The organism is Microbulbifer aggregans, from assembly GCF_020524005.1.
Lineage (GTDB): Bacteria > Pseudomonadota > Gammaproteobacteria > Pseudomonadales > Cellvibrionaceae > Microbulbifer > Microbulbifer aggregans_A.
Map to the genome: position 1 here is coordinate 191,931 of NZ_JAIVKK010000004.1, position 22,559 is coordinate 214,489.

A 22,559-nucleotide genomic window follows, 5' to 3' on the forward strand; every position below is an offset into this window, starting at 1 on the left:
TTTTATGAGCGACGAAAACTTGCCAGATGCGCCGTCTACGGAGCGTAACCGGGAGCCGATTTTAGGCGAGCTGCAGCGCTTGCTGAGCAGAAGCGCCAGCGTGCTGGAGGTTGGCAGCGGGACCGGCCAGCATGCGGTGTATTTTGCCCCGCGCCTGACGCATCTCAGCTGGTATCCCAGCGAGCGCAAACAGAATCTGCACGAGGTGGCGGCGTGGATCGCCCATCAGCCTGCGAAAAATCTGCGTGAACCCATCGAGCTGGACGTGACGGGCAGCTGGCCTGCGATCACGGTGGATACCGTATTTACCTCCAATACGCTGCATATAATGCCCGCGGCGGCGGTGGAGGTTTTCTTCCGCCGGCTGCCATCGGTACTGGCTCCCGGCGGTCAGCTGATCGTATACGGCCCGGTGAAGATCGCGGGCGAGTATATTGGTCCCGGCAATGCCGGTTTTGATGAGTGGCTCAAGGAGCAGAACCCTCTGCGAGGCATCCGCGACCTGGAGTGGCTGGACGCGCTCGCCGCCAGCGCGGGTCTCGCTCGTACAGAGAATAACTACCTGCCCGCGAACAATCAGTTGCTGGTATGGAAATACACGGGCTGAAGCTGCGCTGGCTAAACCCGAACAGTTCTCACATGACGAATATTTAAACAGCGTGTGAATCAAGATCCGAATATCGACAGACCTGAATACCGATAGGAGCCTACTATGCCCGCATGGTTTGAAGCGACACTGGCAATCGTAGCCGCGATTGCCGCCGTGTTTTTCTTTGGTAAATACCGCGAGACCGTGGCCGCCCTCGAAGAGTCCGAGCGGATGAAGCGCAAGCTGTCCAAGGATCTCGATCGCTATCGTGATGTTCCGCAATTGCGCGCCCTGCGCGACAGCTTGGCCGGGGCGCGTGTATTGCCGAAGGATGACCAGGGCCGCCAGCACGTGATGTTCCGCGATGGGGAGCGGAAGCTCGTCCACATCACTATCGGCAACGTCGATGTTGAAGCTCTGGACAGTGGTGAAGCGTTTTATATGCTGGATGGGGAAAAACGGCCGCTGAAAGAGCTGGAGTAACCATTCACTCACCCGGATGGCGTTGCCATTCGGGGTTGCCCCCTCCTCGTGAACCTCCTCGAATAGAAGATTTCCAATAGCAATCAACCGATTGCGTCACACTTTATCTCCGATAAGCGTTGATTGCGCCGACGCCGGCGTGTATTTTGGCGCCGCCAAAAATCTAATAACCGGCGCAAAACTAAAAATTTTCTGACAACACTTATTCAAGGGATCTGGTTGATCATGTGGATCAAGAACCGAATTGCCAGCATTGTTGCTGCGGGCGCTATTTTGGGGGCGGCGCCGGTAGCCGCTGAAGTTTTTTCTGGCCGCGGTAGTGCGATGGCCGGTGCGGGCGTTGCCGGTGGTGAGTACAGCTACAGTGCGCTGGTAAATCCGGCCACTGCCACCAACTTCAAGGAAAACGACGATTTCGCGCTGACCTTTGATTTTGGTTTGCTTGCCAATGACCAGAATGAATTCATTGATACTGCCGAAGATCTGAGCGATTACCTGGATGATATCGACGGCCTGACGGCGAATCAGGGCGACGCAGATTTTATCCTCCAGTCTCTGCGTACGCTGGATCAGTCCCGCCTGACCCTGGATGCCGGTGCCCAGCTCACCATTGCCATCCCCAATAACGTCGTTTCCAGCATGCTGTTTGTACGCCAGTCTGCGTTCATCTCCACCGAAATCAATCTGGCGGACGCGGATGTGGAGCTGCTAAGCAATTTCGGCGAGCAGTTGTTCGATGAAAACGACCTTCAATCCGAAGCGGGTGCTTTTGGCTACAGCATGCGGGAAGTCGGCGTAGCGCTTGCCCGTGAATTCACCTTTGGTGAATACAAGGTTTCCCTGGGGGCCACGCCGAAACACCAGCTGGTTGAAACCATCGAATATATCGAGACGGTGGCTGATTTCGATGACGACGACTTCGAAGTCGACGACTACACCCGCGAGGACAGCAACTTCAACCTCGACCTTGGCGCGACCATCAATTGGGGCGAGCTGCAGGGCGGCCTGTCGGTGCGCAACAGCCTGGCGCAGGAATATGAGACCCTCGGCGGTATGAAAATCCAGCTGGACCCGCAGGTGACGGCAGGTTTCGGTTATACCGGTGAAACGCTTACCGTGCTGGCAGATCTCGACCTCAATGCCGTGGAGCTGTTTGACGGTGCCGGCGAGGTACAGGTTGCGCGTATTGGCGCGGAGGTGGATATGTTTGACTGGGCGCAGTTGCGTGTCGGTTACCGCCACGATCTGAAAGACACCTTTGACGGTGCGGTAACCGTTGGCGTGGGCTTTTCGCCATTCGACGTGTTGCAGTTGCACGTGTCGGCGATCAAGTCTTCCGATGACACGCTGGGCGCAGCGCTGCAGTTCGGAATCGATCTGTAGTCACTTGGCTATGTCGTAGGAAAAAGGGGCCCGTTGGGCCCCTTTTTTAATGGCGGAACAGTTTGTTCAGGCTGAGCTCGCGGCTGTCAGTTTGTGCGCCGGGAAGTTGAGGGTAAAGGTGCTGCCGCGCCCCGGAGTACTGGCGACGTTCATGGTGGCACTGTGGCGGAGCAATACGTGCTTGACGATCGCGAGTCCGAGGCCGGTGCCGCCGCTCTCGCGCGATCGACCCGCGTCCACGCGGTAGAAGCGCTCGGTGAGGCGCGGGATGTGCATCGGATCAATACCAATCCCGCTGTCTTTTACCGCAAAATGCCCACCCTGCGCGTCCTGGGTCCAGCGCAGCTCTATGGGCCCTCCATCCGGGCTGTATTTCACCGCATTGAACGCGAGGTTGGCGAAGGCGCTATGCAGCTCGCCACTGTCACCGGTAATGACGCAGTCTTCACTGCAATCCACCGTGATCGCGTGGCTCTCGCCGCTCAGTGCGCGAGCCTCTTCGGCCACGCGTTCTATCAGTTCCCGTACGGATACTTTGTCGCGCCCACTGTCGCGCTCAGAGGTTTCCAGACGTGCCAGCAGCAAGAGGTCGTTTACCAGGCTGGTCATACGGGTTGCCTGGTCGCTCATCTGCGCCAGTGGCCGATCCCAGTTTTTCGGCGCCTGTCCACTGCCCTGCAGGGTTTCCAGATAGCCGGCAATCACGGTCAGTGGGGTGCGCAGCTCGTGGGAAACGTTGGCGACGAAATCACGCCGCATCTGCTCCAGGTTATGCAGTCGGGTGATGTCGCGCACGATTACCAGCGCTTCGTCCTGCCCGAAACGGGTCACTTCCATTTGCAGGATGCGGGAGTCATCTCCTGGCGCGGGCAGCGTGATGGGCTCCTGGTTGCCGGTTTTTTGCAGCGTTACACGCTGGTACATGTGCTCCACAAAGCGCGGGTCGCGCACAAAATTGACCAGCGGCTGGCCGGCGTCATCCGACTGCAGGCGCAACATCTGCTCTGCGGCGGGGTTCCACCAGGCCAGGGTCCCCTCGTCTTCCAGGGCCACAATACCTTCGCGCAGCGCGCTGGTGCTGTCCTGTACGCGGCGCAACATGGCATGCAGCTTCTGTTTTTCTTTGCGGTGGCGGCGCTGTATGCGGTAGAAGTCGTCGGAGATATCTCCCCATACGCCGAAGCTGGTGGGGGCGGGACCGCGGCGGCCATTGGCGAGCCAGTGGTCGAATTGATTCTGTTGCCAGAGCACCCAGAAAAGGTAAACAGCGAGGCCGGCACAGAGCGCCAGCCACCAGTGGCCGGTCGCAAAGCCGAGAATGGTGGTAACCAGGGCGATCACCACGAAACGTGCGAACTCGCCAAAACTTCGATCGAGCATGATGGTTGGGCCATCTGTTGTTTCGCTGCAGGCTGCTCCGCACGGGCGGAAGCCTGCAGGCTTTGAATACAAAGGTAAAAGTGCCGGGCGGGGGCGTTGTTGCAGGCCCGTCGAATACGGGGCGCAGTGAGAGTGATCCGCAAGGAATCCTCACAGGATGCTGCCCGGTATTTAGCCCGCGCCGGGCTGAATATGATGGTCCCGGTCATGGCATTTGGGGCTAGAGGTTACACTCTTTCCACAGTCTGTACAGAGAAGCGGTATCCGGTGCCGCGCACCGTCTGGATGTAGCGTTCGTGGCCGTCAATGGTGAGCGCTTTACGCAGGCGGCGGATGTGGACATCTACCGTGCGTTCCTCCACATACACATTGCCGCCCCAGACGTGGTCGAGGAGCTGTGTGCGGGTATAGGCGCGTTCCTGGTGAGACAGGAAGAAGGTCAGCAGTCGGAATTCGGTCGGTCCCATATCTACGGGGCTGCCGTTGATGGTTACGCGATGACTGATCGGGTCCAGTACCAGGCCACCGGCCGTCAGCGGTTCTTCCGGCGTGCTGGGGCCGGCGCGGCGCAGTACCGCCTTCAGGCGCGCTACCAGCTCGCGGGGAGAAAACGGCTTGGTGATGTAATCGTCGGCGCCGGTTTCCAGAGCCTTGATCTTGTGGTCTTCCTCGCCCTTGGCGGTCAGCATGATAATCGGCAGGGATGAGGTCAGCTCATCGCGCTTCAGGCGACGAGCCAGTTCCACGCCGGAAACGTCCGGCAGCATCCAGTCCAGCAGGATCAAGTCCGGCTTTTCATCGATCACCAGTGCGTGGGCCGCTTGGGCGTTTTCCGCCTCGAGGCAGCGGTAGTCCGCCATCTCCAGGGCAACCCGCAGCATGTCCCTTACCGGGGCTTCATCGTCGACTATCAGAATCGTCTTGCTGTGCATTTGCCTGCCATACCCTAGCTGATTACATCGTCAGTGAACTGACTTCGTTCTTAGAGTGGCCATTTAACGTCACTTTAATGACAAATATATGACAGCAGGGTCCCGATCACGACGGGAAAATCGAAGAAATCGCCCTAAATGGCGAGGTAGTGGGAAAAAATTCCGGCAAAAACCGCAGCGCCGACCCAGTTATTGTTCAGGAAAGCCCTGAAGCAAGGCTCACGTTGACGGTCCCTGATCAGCCACTGCTGGTAGGCGAAGAGCGCTGCAGCAACGGTGACCCCACAGTAGTAGAGTGCTCCCAGGTTTGCCCGGTCACCCAGCATCAGCAGTGCGACCAGCACCATGACCTGCAGACTGGCGGTCATGGCCCTGTCCATCTCGCCAAACAGGATGGCGGTGGATTTGACACCGATTTTGAGATCGTCATCGCGGTCCACCATGGCGTAAAAGGTGTCGTAGGCCACCGTCCACAGCAGGTTGGCGGTGAAGATCAACCACGCCACTGCGGGTACTTCGCCCGTTGCGGCGGCGAAGGCCATGGGAATCCCCATGCTGAACGCGGCCCCCAGCACCACTTGCGGCATGTGGGTGTAGCGTTTGGCGAAGGGGTAGCAGAATGCCAGTGCCAGAGCCGGCAGTGACATCAATATGGTGAGCTTGTTGGTGGTCAGCACCAGTAAGAACGCGGCCAGACTGAGTCCGGCAAACAGCAGCAGGGCCCCTTTCGGGGTGGCAGCTCCGGTTGCGAGTGGGCGCGCGGCGGTACGCTTTACATGGCCATCGATTTTGCGGTCGGCGAAATCATTGATCGCACACCCGGCGGCGCGCATGAAAATGACCCCCAGGGTAAACACCGCGAACAGGTGCAGTCCCGGCCAGCCCTCGGCGGCGATCCACAGTGCCCACCAGGTAGGCCACAATAACAGCAGGGAGCCGATTGGGCGGTCGAGGCGCGCCAGTTGCCAGTACGGCAGTGCCTGGGGCCAGCGTCGCTGGAGCTGTTGGCTGATCACTTGCATTTCATTCGTGTCCGCCCCCGTGGGGGCTCAGGTCATCGGTGGTGATTGTGGATTGAAGCTGCTGAGGAAGGTCTCTGCAACCAGCAGGGGTTTGTCGTGCAACCAAAAAGTGGAGCGTCGCCCCCAGGCGCGTGGTGTCATATCGACGAGCTCGGCGAGCTGACAGCGGGGATTGCGCTCGAGACGGTTGAGGACGATCGGGCCGCGCCGGGTATCCGGTTGGCTGAACAAGAGCTCACCGAGTGGGCGGTTGTCGAGGGTGCGCAGGTAGCGACTCTTGCCCCCGAGGGTGCGCTCGGGCAACACGCTGCGGGCGTAGACCCAGGGTTGGCCTTTGCCGCACAGCAGGACTTCGCGGATAACGGCTTGGGAGCGCTCGCGCAGGTTCAGGGCTCGGCGCTCTTCCGGGTGCGGCTGCTGCCAGCCCTGGTGGAGGATCTTCACACTGAATTCGCCGTCACTGAGATGTTTGAGTGCCGCGGTCAGGGAGCCCGGATGCAGCAGCCATGGCAGCAGGTTCCCCGGGGGCGTGTGGCCGTGGAGGCTTTCCAGAGGCTGTGGATGCCAGTCACCGGTGGCGGTATAGGGGGAGTGGAACAACGCTGACTCCGCGCGGGCTTAAAAAACGCCATTGTAACCGACCTGCGCGAGCAGGAAACCGGCGGGCTTTGCCCCCTTCGCACCCTGCCGATATAGTGGCGGTCTGCCTGAGGCGCTTGCGAGAGGGTGTGGGGGTGTTGCTCTGCTCCACAGCAGCGCTTTGTATCGCGTTCACACGTTTTGAATCGACAATAAATATCCGGCAAATACCGGATAACCAACAGGACGAACCATGGGGCTTACCAAAAAAATCGTACTGGCAATGGTCGCGGGTATCGCGGTCGGTCTGCTGTTTAATTTCCTCAATACCAGTCAGATACTTGGTGCCGGCGTCAGCGGGTTCATCAATAACTACCTGACCACCGGGCTGTTCGACATCGTCGGTCGAATTTTTATCGCATCGCTGAAGCTGATGGTGGTGCCGTTGGTACTGGTTTCACTCGTGTGCGGCGCCTGCGCGCTGTCCGAGGGCAGCCGTGTTGGGATCCTCGCCAGTAAAACGCTGCTGCTGTACCTGTGTACCACGGCGGTTGCCATATCCCTGGCGCTGTTGCTCGCACTGGTGATACAGCCGGGTGCGGGCATGGAGGTCATGGCGGGCGATGCGAGCTTTGAGCCCAAGCCGTCACCGCCGCTTTCCGAGGTCCTGATCAATATTTTCCCCACCAATCCGGTGGATGCCATGGCCAAGGGCAATATGCTGCAGATCATCGTCTTCGCCCTGTTGATGGGCTATGCGATTTCCCGCAGTGGCAAGCCAGGCCAGCGTATTGCCGGGTTTTTCAATGACCTGAACGAAGTGATCATGCGCATGGTCGGTGTGCTGATGGTATTTGCGCCCTACGGCGTTTTTGCCCTGCTGGCCAACAAGATTGCGCAGCTTGGGCTGGACGCCATTGTGCAGTTGATGAAGTACTTCCTTGTGGTGCTGGCTGCCTTGCTGATCCATGCGCTGGGGGTATACCCGCTGTTGTTGAAGCTGCTGTCCGGCCTGAATCCGATCCAGCTGTTGAAGAAAATGCGCCCAGCCATGGTCTTCGCATTCAGTACCGCTTCTTCAGCCGCCACCATTCCGGTGACTCTGTCCACTGTGGAGAAGCGCCTGGGCGTGGATAACAAAGTGGCGTCTTTCACCATCCCGTTGGGGGCAACGATCAATATGGATGGCACCGCGATCATGCAGGGAGTGGCGACGGTATTTATCTCGCAGCTTTACGGCATCGATATCGGCCTGATGGGATACCTGACGGTAATCCTCACTGCGACCCTGGCATCCGTCGGTACTGCGGGTGTGCCGGGCGTTGGCCTGATCATGCTGGCGATGGTGCTGCAGCAGGTGGGCTTACCACTGGAAGGTATCGCGATCGTAATGGGCGTGGACCGCCTGCTGGATATGGTGCGCACTGCGGTGAACATTACCGGGGATTCCGTGGTTACCGCCATTGTTGCCAAGAGTGAAGGCGCTATGGATCTCGAAACCTTCAATGACGACACGTACCACAGCGTGATGAACGATGGCGAGCGCAATACATCCGCTGCCGGTTGACCTTCGCGAATGCCAAACAAAATAGTTGGACTTGAGACGCAAAAAAGCGAGCCTTCGGGCTCGCTTTTTTTATTGGGCGTGGGTCTCGTGATGGGCCGGATTGCCGGCTGTGAGGCCGGATCAAAGTGCCGCAAGTACCCGCAGGTGCTCCGCATCCAGGCTTTCTTCCATGCGCTCGACCAGCTCTTCAACCATTTCCGATAGCGCTTTTTTGATCGCTTCTTCGGTATTGTCGTCAGCAGCAGAGCCGTCGTGCGGTGTTCGCACCAGATATTTCGTTTTGATTTTCAGCTCTTCGAGATCAATGCTTTGTTCGCGCAGGGCGCTGCCGGTGCGGTTGCTCAGGGTGTAGCTGAATTCCCCGGTTAGCTGGATGGTTCCTTTTTCCAGGTCGTAGCTCCCCCGAGGGGCCATACCGCCCAGGTGCTTGATGACCTTGAGCTGCAGGTTGTTCTGAAGATTGAGGACGCCGTCTTCTGACACGAGCGGTACATCCTCGTCTTCGAGCATCTCATCGAGCTCTCGTCCGAATTCACTGTGCAGGTACTGGGTGTATTTGCGTACCGCCTCCTGCTTCAGGTCGGCGAGGCCGCCGCCGTTGGTGGCCTGGGCCAGCATCAACTGCAGATTGCCGCTGGATACCGGCATCGGGACGTCAATCTTCAGTTGGGCCGGTGCGATGGTCATGCTTGGGTTGGCTTCATCGCCACCCCACAGGCCGCCCTGGGCCATGCCGGGCGCACTGACGGCGCTGAGCAGTCCGGCGAGCGCCAGGCTGCGGATCTTGAACGTATTCACTCGTCACTCCCCAATATTTTTTTGTGCTGTATGGGAATAGGTAGCTGGCGAAGTTGTTTTCGCTCTGAATTATTTAATTAGCGGTAACAGGCTGCCATTTATTGCGATGAAGAGCAAAATTTTTCGATGACTTAGGCGTCATTAGGTGTTGTTGTGCGTCATTTTGTGGTTTTTAAAGTCGATATGGGGTAAGTCCCCTGGCTAAAAAGGATCAAGCGGTGGCTGGTAGTGGATATTTGGAGGGAGTGCCAGGCAGACCAGCGAGTGCAGTGCCGGGTGGCTGTAGGTCTTTCGCTGTGAGTTTGCGGGCTACGCTAATTGTCGTCCGAAGCCCGCAGAATGGGGGTCAATTGTCGCTGCTGTTTAGCTCGCGCAAGCTGTCGGCTTCGAGGTCGTTATCGATTTTTGCCAGTAGGCGGTCTACGAGCTGAGCGAGTAACTTGTCCAGTTTCTCATCGGTGTTATCTTCACTGCTGCTGCCATCCGCCGGAGATTTGATCTCGTATTTTTCCTTGAGATAGAGGTCTGCCAGATCCAGGCGCTTCTCGTGTAGAACCTGGCCGCTCGGCGCGTGCACCCGGAAACGGAATTCGCCATTGATGCTCAGGTTGCCTCGCTCAAGCTCATACTCGCTGGTGCTTTTCAGGCCACTTAACTGTTTCACTACTACTACATCAATGAAGTTGTGCAGGGTCAGGGCCGTGTTGTCGGCAATCAGCGGCACTTCTTCGTCGGCAAAAAAAGCACGCAACTGGGTCTCAAGCGTCTGGCGCAGGTGATCGGTATGGCGACGGGTCGCCGCTTCTTTTGCTGCTGATGCGCCGCTTCCGGCGGTAGCCTGGGCCAGCAGGGCATCGAAATCGTTGCCCTGCAGGGGCGTGGGGATTTCGAGGGCAATTTCTGCGCGGGCCAGCGTGATATGTGGAACGGGTGGCTCCTCACCACCCCTGCCAAATAAACCCTGGGCCAGGGTGGATTGGCTGGCAATGGAAGAGGACAACAGCAGGCCTGCGAGAAAAATGCCGCGCACATGTGAGGTATTCACGGAAACCTTCCTGAAATCTTTAGACAGAGATTGATGGTTACCCTGAAAGGGTGATGCGTTTCGGGCGGTGTACGACTGGATAAGCATCCGCCCTGGTTATTTTGGTGACAGGCTGCCACCGCATGCGGAGCATTGCAAAAATATTGGTGACCACGCATGACCAATTGGTCGTATTTATGGCCTGTCGACCTGATTTCGCCCGGGAATGGGCGTTATGCTTCAGCGAATCGGGGTTTATTGTGCAGCCATCGGCGTACGATGGCTCTGCGCTGGTTCTCATCCAGCGCATTGGAGGCGGCAATTTTCTGCACCAGTGGTAGCAAATGGGCATCTCTTTGCAGGTCGGCAATACGGTGCTGGATTTCACCGGTCTGCCGGGTGCCGAGAATTTCACCGGGACCACGCAGACGCAAGTCTTCCTCGGCAATAGCAAAGCCATCCGAGTGGCTGCGCAGGGCCTGCAGGCGCGCGCGGCCATTGGCTGACAGTGGTGTGCTGTAGAGCAGCACGCAGTGGCTGGCGATACTTCCCCGCCCTACCCGTCCGCGCAGCTGGTGCAGTTGGGCGAGGCCGAGCCGCTCGGGGTTTTCGATAATCATCAGGCTCGCATTGGGCACGTCGACGCCCACTTCGATGACGGTTGTGGCCACCAGCAGGTCCACTTCACCAGCCTTGAAGGCTTTCATGACCAGGTCTTTGGCGTCGGGCTTCATGCGCCCGTGAACCAGCGCCACACGGGCGCCGTTGAGTACGTCGGCAAGCTCTTCTGCTGTGGACTCCGCGGCCTGCGCCTGCAGAGTTTCGGACTCTTCGATCAGGGTACAGACCCAGTACGCCTGGCGACCCTCCTGAATGGCGCCGTAGACGCGCGCGACGACATCGTCGCGGCGCTCATTGGAGATGGCGACTGTGTTGATCGGTTGGCGCCCGGGGGGCAGCTCATCGATTACCGAACAGTCGAGGTCCGCAAAAGCGGACATCGCCAGTGTGCGTGGTATGGGGGTTGCGGTCATGATCAGCTGGTGCGGCTGGGTGCGCTGTGTGCCCTCCGTGCTGCCCTTTTCGCGCAGCTGCAGGCGCTGGCGTACGCCAAAGCGGTGCTGCTCGTCGATGATGACCAGGGCCAGCCGGTGAAAGCTGACCCCTTCCTGAAACAGGGCGTGGGTACCCACAACCAGTTGCGCCTCGCCGCTCTCAATGGCGGCCAGTTGCTGGCGGCGCTCGCCGGCTTTCATGCTGCCGGTAAGCCACGCCACCGTAATACCGAGAGGCTCCAGCCAGCCGCAAAAGTTGATGCGATGTTGCTCGGCCAGAATTTCCGTCGGTGCCATGACCACGGCCTGGTAGCCGGCTCCTATCGCCTGCAGTGCGGCCTTCGCGGCCACCAGGGTTTTGCCGGCGCCAACGTCGCCCTGCAGCAGGCGCATCATCGGTTTTGTCTGACGCAGGTCTTGTGCGATTTCTTCGCCAACCCGTTGTTGGGCGCCAGTTGGCGTGAATGGAAGGCGGGCATTGAAGTCCCGTTCCAGCGCCAAGTTGGAGGCAAGTGGCGGTGCGGCAATAGCCGACGCACTGCGGCGGAGTTCAAGCAGGCTGAGGTGGTGGGCCAGCAGCTCTTCAAGCGCCAGGCGCTGCTGTGCCGGGTGTTGCCCTTCGGAAAGTTGCGCCAGGTCTGCGTTGGCTGGTGGCTGGTGCAGGTACATCAGCGCCCCGGCCAGGGGGAGCTGCAGTTGGCCGGGAAGTAACTGCTGCGGCAGCAGCTCGGTGACGTTTCCCTCGGCGAGCCAGTCCAGCCCCTGCCCGATCAGAGCCCTGAGTCTGCCTTGGCCGAGTCCTTCCGTCAGTGGGTAGACCGGCGTCAGGGTATCGGCGGTTGGCGACTGCTCTTCACCGAGGACCTCGGTTTCCGGGTGATACAGCTCTACACCGGCACTGCCCCGGCGGGCCTCGCCGTAGCAGCGCACACGGGTGCCCGGAGTCAGGCGATTTTTTTGCGCAGCGGTGAAGTGGAAAAAGCGCAGGGTTACGCTGCCGGTGGTGTCCTGCAGACGTACCGCGAGGCTGCGCCGGCGGCCGAAAACCACGTCAGCAGCGCGCACCTCGCCTTCAATTACAGCATCCATGCCCGGGCGTAACCCGGCCAGTGGAATCACGCGGGTGCGATCCTGATAGCGCGCCGGCAGGTGGAACATGAGGTCCTGCAGCGTACTGATATGCAGCTTGCCCAGGGTTTCAGCGAGCCTGGCGCCCACGCCCTTGAGCGCGGTGACGGGGATCTCCGCCAGTGTTTTTGTTTCCCGGTTCACGTCAGCGCGTTCACGAACTCTTAAGTTGGCACTGGTTAATCGCGTTGCGCAGCATGTCGATTGCGCGGTGACGAGGAAAGCTCGCGCGCCACGCCAGGGCCACAGTGCGCTGTGGCGCCGGTGCCGCGAATGGGCGGGTTACCAACACGCCGCTCGCGTACTGCGAGGCTGCGGCCGCGGAAAGCGGCAGAACGGTAATACCCAGGCGCGAGGCCACCATGTGGCGCAGGGTTTCGAGCGAACTGCCATCGGCGGCGGTGCGGATGTGGCCGCTGCCCGCTTCCTTTTCGATGGACTGCTGTAGCTGGGGGCAGGCCTCGAGTACCTGGTCGCGGAAGCAGTGCCCTTCACCGAGCAGCAGCACATTGTCCTCGCATAGCTGTTCCGGCGTGAGCGTCTCGTACTTTGCCAGCGGGTGATCTGAGGGCATCAGGACGACGAACGGCTCGTCGTAAAGCGGCTGTGTCACTACATCCGGTTCGGTGAATGGCAGTGCAATGATGACCGCATCCAGCTCGCCCTTGCGCAGGCGCGCACGCAGCGTGGAGGTGTAACCCTCTTCCACGTAAAGCGGCATTTGCGGCGCCAGCTGCTGAAGCTGCGGAATAAAGTGCGGGAACAGGTAGGGGCCGATGGTAAAAATCGCGCCCACGGACAGCGGGCTGCTGAGCTGATCCTTGCCGGCGCTGGCGATGTCCTTGATCGCAGCCGCCTGCTCCAGCACCAGTTGTGCCTGAGCCACGATGCGCTCCCCCAGAGGGGTCGCCTGTACACGCGTCTTGGAGCGCTCAAACAGGGCGACGCCCAGCTCTTTTTCGAGCTTTTTGACGGCAATGGAGAGTGTCGGCTGGCTGACGAAGCAGCGTTCGGCTGCGCGCCCGAAGTGCTGCTCCTGGGCCAGGGTGACGATGTAGCGCAATTCGTTGAGTGTCATGGTGAAGGCAATCAGGTAAAACTTGGCGATAGAGTTTATTCATAAATGCGGCCGAGCGGCCAGTAAAACTGTGAAACGCACGGTTAAAGTTCTCAAACTAGAAAAAAATGCTATTAAAACCTTCCCAAGATAGTAACTTTTGCTATTAACTGCCGGTTAAATTTCGGTGGAATGGCGCTGCTTTTGCTATACGTGTATGTGCAAGTGTTGAAATACATGTAGAGCGGAGAATCGCTATGGGAATTTTATCGTGGATTATTCTTGGCCTGATCGCGGGTGCGCTGGCCAAGTGGATCATGCCAGGCCCGGATCCCGGTGGTTGGATTGTCACCATGATTATCGGTATCGTCGGTGCCTTTATCGGCGGCTGGCTCGGTTCCATGGTGGGCATTGGTGGTCCGGTGACGGGGTTTTCACTGGGCGACATCATCACGGCAGTGATCGGCGCAATCGTATTGCTCGTCATCTACCGCATGGTGAAGTCGCGCAGCTAGCGTCCTGTTCTGACCCCGATGTGAGCCCGGGGGCGCCCGCTTCCGGGCTCTGTTCACAGAATAAAAAAGTGAAACAGGCTATAAATGCCGTGTGCCCGTGCGGCACGTTATCCGATAACATGATGAGTTCCGCAGAGGCGCCAGGGTATGGCGCATAGCATTGACAGGATCCGGCAACGGAGTCTGGAGGTTTATACAAGCGGTTATGACAAAGGAAAAAGTCTGGATCTTCGGCTGCGGTGATCTCGGCACTCGGCTGGCATTAAAGCTGGATCGCAAGGCGTACACCGTGTTCGGCGTGCGGCGCAATCCACTGCAGGCGCTGGCGCGCAAGCGTCGCGCGGATGTGGTGAATTGGCGACGGGGCGATGCTACCAAGCCCGAGGATATCCAGCGGCACCTGTCCAGCGGTGCGGATATTGTCATCGCCACTTTCACTCCCGGTGCAAGCACTCCCCAGGCATATCATCGTGCGTATGTGGAAACCGCCACCGCGCTGCGCAACGCTATTGCCCAGCTGGAAAAACCGCCGCGGCTGTTTTTGTGGATTTCTTCTACCCGGGTATATGGCCAGAGTGGCGACCACTGGCTCGATGAGCGCTCACAGCCACTGCCCAGCAGTTTTCAGGGTGAGTCCCTGTTGTCGGCGGAAAAGATCGTACAGCAGGTGGCCACGGAATCCTGCGTGGTTCGGTTTGCCGGTATATACGGCCCCGGCCGCGATCGACTGTTATCTCAAGTGCGCGCAGGTCGCTGTGCACCCCCTTCGCCGCCACAGTTCAGCAACCGGATTCATGTTGATGATGCTGTGGGTTTTCTGGCGCACCTGATCGAGGGGCAGAAAAAGGGTATGCCGCTGGAAAGACTGTATATCGGTGCAGACTGTACACCTGTACCCATGTACGAGTTGCAGAGCTGGCTGGCGAAATCAATGGGCTACACCAGCGCACACCTGCGTGAAGAGGTGTCTACCAGTGAGCGGCGCTCCAAGAAATTGAGCAACAAGCGTTTGCTCGAGAGCGGATACGAAATGCTATATCCGGATTATCGTGCGGGTTACAGCACACTGCTGGAAAACGATTGATAGCCTGAAACTGCGCCGCGTTCGCGGCGCAGTCCTGACCAAATTTCCCTTTAGATCACCATGATCGCTTCGGCTTCAAACTGCGCGCCCTTGGGCAGCTCGCTGACGCCGACGGCTGCGCGTGCCGGGAATGGCTTGGTAAACAGTTCTTCCATTACCTCGTTGACCGTGGCGAAGTTGCTCAGGTCGGTGAGGTACAGGTTCAGTTTCACGATGTCATCCAGTGAGCCATTGGCCGCTTCGCAGACAGCGCGCAGGTTCTTGAATACCTGGCGGGCCTGGTCTGCGAAATTGTCGGAGACCATTTCCATGGTTTCGGGAACCAGGGGGATCTGGCCGGACAGATACACAGTGTTGTCGACTTTAACGGCTTGCGAGTAGCTGCCGATTGCGGCCGGTGCCTTATCGGTTTTTATCACGGCGCGATTGGGCATGGTTACTTCTCTCCCGGGCCTTTCGGTCCTGCTTACTGAAAAAAGAAGCGGGAGAATATAGCGCGCTTTCTTTGCGATTGGGAGATTTGGCGCCGTGTGACCAGCGATAGGCGGAACCCGTCCCTATTTCGCGATATTTCCGAACTTTTTCTTTCGATTCGTTGCCGGGTTCTGAGGGTTTGTCCGCAATAAGCTCGAGTCAACGAAATAGCGGTATCTCACGGAGGCCTCTCCCGGGATCCGCCCGACAAACGATTGCCGATGAGGTTGTTTGGCGGGTGGATCCCGGGAGGGGGCGGGCGCGAAAAAGACGCAGCTTTACTATGAGCTTTGTGGAGGATTTGGTGGCTGTACTTCTACCGAGAACAGCCCCTGTATCTGAGCTTTAGCATTGCACTTCGGTGCGCGGTGCGGCTTATGGGCGAGCAATCCGAATAACCGCCGGCAGGTTGCGCAACCGCTTCATCACCTGCGCCAGGTGAACCCGGTTGGTGACCTCCAGGGTGAGCGAGATTACGCTGTGCTGCGCATCTTTCTCGTCCACATGGATCTGCTCGATACTCGCACCTTCTTCGGTAATCCGGGTGGCGAGGCGGGCGATGATGCCGCGTTCGGACTCCACCTCCACACGCACATCGCCGAGGAACTCCCCTTTTACATCCGGCGACCAGTTGACCGCCATGATGTTTTCCGGATGTTCACGCAGGTCGCCCGTGTTGCGGCAGGTATCCCGGTGCACCACTACGCCCTTGCCGGAGCTGATATGACCGATGATGGTGTCGCCCGGGATTGGCCGGCAGCAGCGGGCGAAACTGATCATCATGCCCTCCTGGGCATCAATGGTCAGCGGCGACGAGATATGGCTCGCTTCGCCCTCTTCGGTACCCACGGGCACCAGTAATTTTGCCGCAGAATACGCGGCCCGGTTACCGAGGCCGATCTCTTCCAGCAGGTTGTCGAAGTTGTCGCACCTGGCCTCCTTCACGCCCCGACGCATATCCTCTTCGCTCAGGTCCGCAATTTTCAGCTTGAACTTCGCCAGCGCTTTTTCCAGCAGGCGCTGGCCGAGGGTCATGGAATCGTGGTGGCGCTGATGCTTGAGGAAGTGGCGAATGGCACTGCGAGCCTTGGCGGTAACCACAAAGTTCAGCCAGTTCGGATTTGGCTGCACGTTTTTGCTGGTCAGAATTTCGACCTTCTGGCCGCTTTCCAGCGGCTGCGACAGTGGTGCCAGGCGCTGGTTGATACGCACGGCTACGCAGGAGTTGCCGATATCGGTGTGAACCGAATAGGCAAAATCCACGGCGGTGGCACCGGCCGGCAGGTCGATGATTTTGCCTTTGGGAGTAAAGACGTAAACCTCGTCCGGGAACAGGTCGATCTTTACGTTTTCAATGAATTCCAGTGAGTCGCCGGCACGCTGCTGCATTTCCAGCAGGCCCTGAACCCAGCGGCGGGCGCGCACCTGGCTGGTACCGCCGGTATTGAGCACTTCGTCGCCAGAGGATTTGTACAGCCAGTGGGCGGCAATACCGCTATTGGCCATCTCGTCCATCTCTTTGGTGCGAATCTGTACTTCAATCGGTACCCCGTGCATGCCCAGCAGCACCGTGTGCAGTGACTGGTAGCCGTTGGATTTGGGGATGGCGATGTAATCTTTGAATTCGCTGATGACCGGCTTGTACAGGTTGTGGATAACACCGAAGGAGCGGTAGCAGGTATCCACACTGTCGACGATGATGCGGAAAGCGTAGACGTCCATGATTTCCTTGAACGACTTCTTCTTCGAACGCATCTTCTGGTAAATGCTGTAGAGGTGCTTCTCGCGGCCGATCACCAGCGCATCGATATTCTCACGCTCCAGGCGCAATTCGATGGCGTTCTGGATCTTCTCCAGCAGTTCCTTGCGGTTGCCGCGGGCGGCCACCAGTGCCGCGCGCAGGCGGCTGGCCCGCAGCGGATGGATTGCGAAGAAGGCGCGATCCTCGAACTCGATACGGACATCGTTCATGCCCAGGCGGTTGGCAATCGGCGCGTAGATTTCGAGGGTTTCGCGGGCGATACGTGCGCGCTTTTCCGGCTTGAGGGCGCCAAGTGTGCGCATGTTGTGCAGGCGGTCGGCCAGCTTGACCAGGATGACGCGGATATCCCGCGCCATCGCCAGCGCCATCTTCTGGAAGTTTTCCGCCTGCTTTTCCGCCGGGCTGTCAGTCTCGAACTGGGTCAGCTTGGAGACCCCGTCCACCAGATCCGCGACTTCTTCCCCGAATTGCTCCGCCAGCGCGGCCTTGGGTACGCCGGTGTCCTCGATCACATCGTGTAGCATGGCCGCGGCCAGGCTCTGGGCGTCCATGTGCATGCCGGCCAGAATCGTGGCAACGGCTAACGGGTGGGTGATATAGGGCTCGCCGGAGCGCCGGGTCTGGCCTTCATGGGCCTGCTCCGCATAGAAATAGGCGCGGCGGACGAACTGGATCTGGTCGGGAGGAAGGTATGACGAGAGGCGATGGGCCAGACTGTCGATTGTGTGCAAAGCCGCGCTCGCCTCTAACTAATCAGCATCAAACGTATAGGTTTCGGATTACATGTCCTGTTCGGACAGGAACACCGGCGCCGGTGCTGCGCGAGGGGTAGGCTCGTCTTCCGGCTCGTCGAGAATGCTGGCGTCAACGAAACCCTCTTCGATCTCGCGCAGAGCGATTACGGTGGGCTTATCGTTTTCTTCCGGGACGTGCGGGTCGCGGCCGCCGGTAGCGATCTGGCGAGCGCGCTTGCTGCCGACGATAACCAGTTCAAAGCGGTTGTCGACGTGGTCGAGGCAATCTTCAACGGTGATACGTGCCATAAATCTTCTGTTCCAGTATGTGCCCGATGCTTCGGGCAAGGTGTGCGAATTCTAGGATCCGGGCGGGCGCGCCAAGGGCGCCGGCAAACGGATGGGGGGTAGCTATTCTACCGGACCGCGCAGTGTACGCAAATCGATCAACCGCCTCAATCGCCCTGTTGACGCAGAAGCGATTGCAACAGTGCGCCGTGGCGTGACTGCTGGCGATACAGGCGCTGGCGTTCCGCCACCATCACTGCGCGCAGTTCAGCCAAGGCGGTGGTGAAATCGTCGTTGATAATCACGAAGTCAGCTTCGGGGTAATGCGACATTTCACTGATGGCTTCAGCCATGCGCTTGTCGATCACGCTCTGCTCGTCCTGGCCGCGGCCGGTCAGGCGCTCCAGTAGGGCCTGCTGTGAGGGAGGCAGAATGAAAATCCCTACGGTCTCCGGCTTCAATTTGCGCACCTGGGCGGCGCCCTGCCAGTCGATCTCGAGGATGACATCGCGCCCGCTGGCGAGGGTTTCCTCTACCCAGGCTCTGGACGTGCCGTAGTAATTCTCAAATACCTGCGCATGTTCCAGGAAATCACCCTTCCCCAACATCTGCACGAACTCGTCGCGATCGACAAAATGATAGTTGATGCCGTCGGTCTCACCGGGGCGCATCGGGCGGGTAGTGTGAGAAACGGATACGGTGACCTGACTGTCACTTTCCACCAGTGCTTTCACGAGACTGGTTTTGCCTGCGCCGGAGGGCGCGGAGACCGTATAGAGGGTACCTGTAGACACGGCAGATCCTGTTGCGGGTAAAACATTGGGCAATGAGCGCGGGATTATAACGAAAGCGTGGGCCCGGGGGCTAAGCCGAAGTGAGCAAACAGGCAACCACACGGCCGGTGCTGGGGGCAAAGTGTGTTGGGCTTTGTGGCGGCAGTACCTGAGGGTATCGCCGCCGCGGCCGGCCGGGGTTCCCTGCGGAATCACAACCTTTACGCCTTTTTGGGGAAGGCGCAGGGCTACCGCGGATCCCTAATGTTAATGACTAACGGGCGAGACTCTATCGTCTTTGCCAGTAAAAACCAACAGCCACCAGAGAAATGCGCTGGCGGCGGTATAGCCGAGAAGCACTGGCCAGACCGCTGTCGGGACAAGTGGTATGGCCGTGCACACCAGGGACAATCGTGCTAGTTCCCAGTGGCGTGTACGGCTCTCGCCATCGAGGATACGTCCGTTCAGAACCAGCCCTGCTACCAGCATCAGCACGAGTAGCGCGGTGACTCCATACCCGAGGGTTTTGCCATACCAGAGTAGGGCCAGTGTGGCGACCGAGTAGCAGAGATGCTGGCCGAGTACATAGAAGCGAAGGCCGCGTGCAATCTGCGGGTCAAAGCGCCGAAAGTTGTCCAGGTCACCACTGGGCACCGGCATCGCCGCTTCCGCGTCCGCGGGCCGGTAGCCAGTAGCGCGGAACCACAGAGAGAGCTTTTCTTTCCAACTCTTTGTGTACACCGCGTCCAGCCACATACGCTTGAAGTGCTGCAGGTTCGCGGCCAGAGGGTCGAAGGTGTTGAGTGGTTTGCGTACGCCGTAGATACAGGGCTCCTCGTCCAGCTCTTCCTGGTAGGTGCCAAACAGGCGGTCCCAGATGATCAGCACACCGCCATAATTGCGATCCACGTAGATCTTGTTCTGGGCATGGTGAACGCGATGGTTGGAGGGGGTAACCAGAATCCATTCCATCCAGCGCACCTTGGGAAACTTCTGGGTGTGTACCCAGAACTGGTAGATCAGATCGATGGCCCCTGCCGTGATCAACACCTCCGGGGGCATACCAATTAACAGCAGTGGCAGATAGAAGACCCACCCCAGTGGCACCAGGTCGCTGGACTGTCGCAGTGCGGTGGTGAGGTTGTAATCCTCGCTCTGGTGATGCACCAGATGCTCGGCCCAGAAGATATTGATTTCGTGGCTGATGCGGTGCTTCCAGTAGTAGCAGAAGTCGTAGGCGAACACTGCCAATACCAGGTGCCAGGGATTGTCCACAGACCAGGCTATGCCGAGATTCTGGTACGCCGGCTCCAACCACCGGTAGAGCGGTATGTAGATCAGCATCAGAATGCCCACACGTACCAGCCCGAGAATACGGCTGAGAATGCCGGCGCTGAGGCTGCCGATGGCGTCATTCAGCCGGTACAGGCCCCAGCCGCGCCAGCGGTCCAGCGCCAGCTCCAGTAAAACGGCAAGCAGGAAAAACGGAATGGCGAGAGTGACAAGGCTCACGGCTACCTCGGAAAGTTGTTTGTATCGTTATATTTATTGGCTCTGGCCGGCCAGCTAATGGTGCCACATCGGGAAGGGTGGGCAATGTCCTGAGAGCGCGGATTTCAAAATCCGTGAGACTTTATGACCGAATCCCGCTGCGAGCCCTGGGTCAAAACCAAAAATAAAAAAGGCCGGTAAAGTACCGGCCAAAACAACAAGGTGGTCAGGCGCAGCTCACGCGCCAGGAGTGAGATCTTTAGGGTGCAGCTTCCGCTTGCAGGGTTACACCTGAGTAGGCGCTGTAGCCGCGGATGCTGATATACCAGGTACCGGATTGCGGATTGCTGATGCTGCAGCTTTCATTGTTGCCATAGCGATAGGGCCGGCAGTCGTAGCTGCTAGTAGTGGGCTGAGAGCCATAGCGCAAATAGAGATCACCATCGCCACTGCCGCCACTCATCAAGACTTCGAGAGAAGACATGCCGCTGTTCACGTCCAGTGTGAAGTGCTGCCAGGCCCCGGAATTACCGGAGAGGTTGCTCTCGGTCCAGCCGGTGGCACCACCGCCGCCGCTGCCGCCCTCATCAAAGCTGCCCACCAGGCTGACGCCGGAGAAGCTGCTGTAAGCGCGCAACATCACGTGGTAAGTGCCCGCCTGGACGTTGCTGATGGTGCAGGTCTCGTTGTTGCCGTTGAGGTATGGGCGGCATTCGTAGCTGCTGGTAGTGGGCTGGGCGCCGTACTGCACATAAAGGTCCGCGTCGCCACTGCCTCCGGAGATCTGGAAGCTCAGGTTGCTGGCGCCGGCCGGAACATCGAGGGTGAAGTAAAGCGATGTGCCGGTGCTGGCGGAAAGACTGGTTTCGGCTACACCGTTGGTCAGCTCACCATCCCCCGGATTGGGGTTACCACCACCACCGCCCCCGTTGGCTTCTGCCACGGCGGCTGCTGCGTCAACGATACCGGTACCACACTGGCTGCAAGAGCCCGGAAAAGCGCGAGCGGTGTTTTTGAGGATGGATTCGACTTCGGTGGGCGTAATGCTGCTGTCCACTGCATACAGTAACGCCGCCGCACCCGCCACATGAGGTGCAGCCATGCTGGTGCCCTGGTAGAACGAGTAGTTGTCACTACCTGGCCCCTGACTGCCACTGTTCAAAGTAGACAGAACGCCATTGGATGAAGTGGAGGTTTCGCCGCCCGGCGCCGCCAAATCCACTACGCTGCCGTAGTTGGAATAGTAGGCGCGGCTGCCGGCTCGGTTGGTCGAGGCCACTGAGATGACCCCGGAGCAACTGGCCGGGCTGTAATTGCCGGCGTTATCGCTGGAGTTACCTGCGGCAACGACGACCGTAGTGCCCAGGCTGCGCGCAGTGTTGATCGCATTCTGGGTCGTGGTGTCACAGCTGCCGCCGCCACCGAGGCTCAGGTTAAGTACCTGCGCCGGGTTCGCGTTGGTGGGTACGCCGCTGACGCTGCCACCCGCGCCCCAGATGATGCCGTCGGCGATATCGGAGGTGTAACCACCGCAGCGACCGAGCACACGGATTGGCACAATCTTGGCTTTGTAAGCAACGCCGGCTACGCCGGTGCCGTTGTTGGAAACCGCTGCAACAGTTCCGGCTACATGGGTACCGTGCCAACTACTGTTGCGAGCGGCTTGGCCGCTGCCGCAGGCACCGGCTGGTGACCAGTCACCGGGATCGCTGGCGTCGCTGTCGCGACCGTTGCCATCTTGTGCAACGGTGGTGTCTGAGATCATGTCGTACCCTGGCAGGATATTGGCAACCAGGTCGGCGTGCGGGCGATAGCCGGTATCGATGACACCAACCACCACGCCTTCACCTTGGGTCACATCCCAGGCTGTCGGCAGGTTCAGGCCGCCGGTGGATTCGAAATAGTGCCACTGCTGGTTGTAATAGGGGTCGTTGGGGGTGGCCATCGGCTGCATAAGACGGTCGGGCTCGGCGTATTCGACCTGTGGGTCCTGCTGCAGGCGGCTGATGATGGCATCCAACTCGGCCTTGCTGGTGCGCTTTTCCAGTTTTAGCAGTTGGGCACCGGTAGCCAGCTTGCGCATGTGTTTGAAACCGTGACCGGCACTGTGCGCCGCACGTTGTACAGCGCCTTGCGACATGGTTGTCGCATTGGCGCCGGCAATTGTATTTTTATATTTAATGATAATGCGGTCCGTGACCACTTCCGCCGGAGCCACTGACATCGAAGACAATTGCGGTTCGACCGCGTGGGCAGAAAAGGATGTTCCCAGCAGAAGAGCAGCGGCGCCGATAATCGCCCCGGGCTGCCTTTTCAGGAATGGTAATAATTTCATTGTTGTAAGGTTCTCCTTAATTATTTTTTTGCCGACGAAATCGCGAGCACACCGTCGACATTTCCACTGCGGAACTCCTGGGCAGTGCCCCTCAAAATTCAGCTGC

20 protein-coding genes are annotated in these 22,559 nt (G+C 58.9%); 6 read left to right on the top strand and 14 right to left on the bottom strand.

The features are described 5' to 3' along the window. The first annotated feature begins 4 nt into the window (after positions 1-4). The 3 genes from LC093_RS08425 to traF all read left to right on the top strand — a co-directional run bounded on the left by LC093_RS08425 (position 5) and on the right by traF (position 2,455). A complete protein-coding gene (locus tag LC093_RS08425) occupies positions 5-607 on the top strand; it encodes a DUF938 domain-containing protein (protein ID WP_226664116.1) in 603 nt (200 codons plus the stop codon). Positions 608-712: 105 nt separating this feature from the next. Then, positions 713-1,072: a hypothetical protein gene (locus LC093_RS08430; RefSeq protein WP_226664118.1), complete on the top strand. Its 360-nt coding sequence runs from the start codon at positions 713-715 to the stop codon at positions 1,070-1,072. Positions 1,073-1,297: 225 nt separating this feature from the next. Next, the gene (gene traF / locus LC093_RS08435) at positions 1,298-2,455 is read left to right on the top strand and encodes a conjugal transfer protein TraF (RefSeq protein ID WP_226664120.1); all 1,158 of its coding nucleotides are present in this window, start codon (positions 1,298-1,300) and stop codon (positions 2,453-2,455) included. A 66-nt stretch (positions 2,456-2,521) separates the two neighbouring features. Here traF and phoR read toward each other — a convergent pair whose 3' ends face one another. The 4 genes from phoR to LC093_RS08455 form a co-directional block, all read right to left on the bottom strand. Further along, a complete protein-coding gene (gene phoR / locus LC093_RS08440) occupies positions 2,522-3,835 on the bottom strand; it encodes a phosphate regulon sensor histidine kinase PhoR (protein ID WP_226664122.1) in 1,314 nt (437 codons plus the stop codon). A gap of 227 nt (positions 3,836-4,062) precedes the next feature. Beyond that, positions 4,063-4,767, bottom strand: a complete 705-nt coding sequence (gene phoB, locus LC093_RS08445) for a phosphate regulon transcriptional regulator PhoB (protein WP_226664123.1) — start codon at positions 4,765-4,767, stop codon at positions 4,063-4,065. A 134-nt stretch (positions 4,768-4,901) separates the two neighbouring features. Next, positions 4,902-5,789: a 4-hydroxybenzoate octaprenyltransferase gene (gene ubiA / locus LC093_RS08450; RefSeq protein ID WP_226664125.1), complete on the bottom strand. Its 888-nt coding sequence runs from the start codon at positions 5,787-5,789 to the stop codon at positions 4,902-4,904. A 27-nt stretch (positions 5,790-5,816) separates the two neighbouring features. After that, the gene (locus tag LC093_RS08455) at positions 5,817-6,389 is read right to left on the bottom strand and encodes a chorismate--pyruvate lyase family protein (protein ID WP_226664128.1); all 573 of its coding nucleotides are present in this window, start codon (positions 6,387-6,389) and stop codon (positions 5,817-5,819) included. 232 nt (positions 6,390-6,621) lie between these two features. Here LC093_RS08455 and LC093_RS08460 point away from each other — a divergent pair, with 232 nt between their 5' ends. After that, positions 6,622-7,935 (top strand): dicarboxylate/amino acid:cation symporter, encoded by a 1,314-nt coding sequence (locus tag LC093_RS08460; protein WP_226664129.1) that lies wholly within the window; start codon positions 6,622-6,624, stop codon positions 7,933-7,935. A 120-nt stretch (positions 7,936-8,055) separates the two neighbouring features. Here the strand turns inward: LC093_RS08460 and LC093_RS08465 are convergent, their stop codons facing one another. The 4 genes from LC093_RS08465 to LC093_RS08480 form a co-directional block, all read right to left on the bottom strand. After that, positions 8,056-8,733, bottom strand: a complete 678-nt coding sequence (locus tag LC093_RS08465) for a hypothetical protein (protein WP_226664132.1) — start codon at positions 8,731-8,733, stop codon at positions 8,056-8,058. 346 nt (positions 8,734-9,079) lie between these two features. Beyond that, entirely contained in the window at positions 9,080-9,778 is a 699-nt protein-coding gene (locus LC093_RS08470) for a hypothetical protein (protein ID WP_226664134.1), read from the bottom strand. Positions 9,779-9,990: 212 nt separating this feature from the next. Beyond that, a complete protein-coding gene (recG, locus tag LC093_RS08475) occupies positions 9,991-12,084 on the bottom strand; it encodes an ATP-dependent DNA helicase RecG (protein ID WP_226664136.1) in 2,094 nt (697 codons plus the stop codon). Positions 12,085-12,094: 10 nt separating this feature from the next. Further along, positions 12,095-13,018: a hydrogen peroxide-inducible genes activator gene (locus LC093_RS08480; protein WP_226664138.1), complete on the bottom strand. Its 924-nt coding sequence runs from the start codon at positions 13,016-13,018 to the stop codon at positions 12,095-12,097. A 236-nt stretch (positions 13,019-13,254) separates the two neighbouring features. Between LC093_RS08480 and LC093_RS08485 the strand changes: the two genes are divergently transcribed. Together LC093_RS08485 and LC093_RS08490 are read left to right on the top strand one after the other, a co-directional pair. Beyond that, positions 13,255-13,512, top strand: a complete 258-nt coding sequence (locus LC093_RS08485; RefSeq protein ID WP_226664140.1) for a GlsB/YeaQ/YmgE family stress response membrane protein — start codon at positions 13,255-13,257, stop codon at positions 13,510-13,512. A 205-nt stretch (positions 13,513-13,717) separates the two neighbouring features. Next, a complete protein-coding gene (locus tag LC093_RS08490; protein ID WP_226664141.1) occupies positions 13,718-14,596 on the top strand; it encodes an NAD-dependent epimerase/dehydratase family protein in 879 nt (292 codons plus the stop codon). 50 nt (positions 14,597-14,646) lie between these two features. On the opposite strand, the gene LC093_RS08495 is transcribed toward LC093_RS08490, so the two are convergent. From LC093_RS08495 to LC093_RS08520, 6 genes are all read right to left on the bottom strand, one after another. Beyond that, the gene (locus LC093_RS08495; RefSeq protein ID WP_226664143.1) at positions 14,647-15,030 is read right to left on the bottom strand and encodes a RidA family protein; all 384 of its coding nucleotides are present in this window, start codon (positions 15,028-15,030) and stop codon (positions 14,647-14,649) included. 415 nt (positions 15,031-15,445) lie between these two features. Continuing rightward, positions 15,446-17,563 carry a RelA/SpoT family protein gene (locus LC093_RS08500; protein WP_226664145.1) on the bottom strand — a complete coding sequence of 706 codons (2,118 nt, stop codon included), beginning with the start codon at positions 17,561-17,563 and terminating at the stop codon, positions 15,446-15,448. Positions 17,564-17,611: 48 nt separating this feature from the next. After that, positions 17,612-17,875: a DNA-directed RNA polymerase subunit omega gene (gene rpoZ, locus LC093_RS08505; protein ID WP_226664147.1), complete on the bottom strand. Its 264-nt coding sequence runs from the start codon at positions 17,873-17,875 to the stop codon at positions 17,612-17,614. A gap of 146 nt (positions 17,876-18,021) precedes the next feature. Further along, positions 18,022-18,648, bottom strand: a complete 627-nt coding sequence (gene gmk / locus LC093_RS08510) for a guanylate kinase (protein ID WP_226664148.1) — start codon at positions 18,646-18,648, stop codon at positions 18,022-18,024. A 246-nt stretch (positions 18,649-18,894) separates the two neighbouring features. Then, a complete protein-coding gene (locus tag LC093_RS08515) occupies positions 18,895-20,139 on the bottom strand; it encodes a sterol desaturase family protein (RefSeq protein ID WP_226664150.1) in 1,245 nt (414 codons plus the stop codon). 238 nt (positions 20,140-20,377) lie between these two features. Further along, on the bottom strand, positions 20,378-22,453 hold the full coding sequence (locus tag LC093_RS08520) for a S8 family peptidase (protein ID WP_319004914.1): 2,076 nt from the start codon (positions 22,451-22,453) through the stop codon (positions 20,378-20,380). Positions 22,454-22,559: the final 106 nt, after the last annotated feature.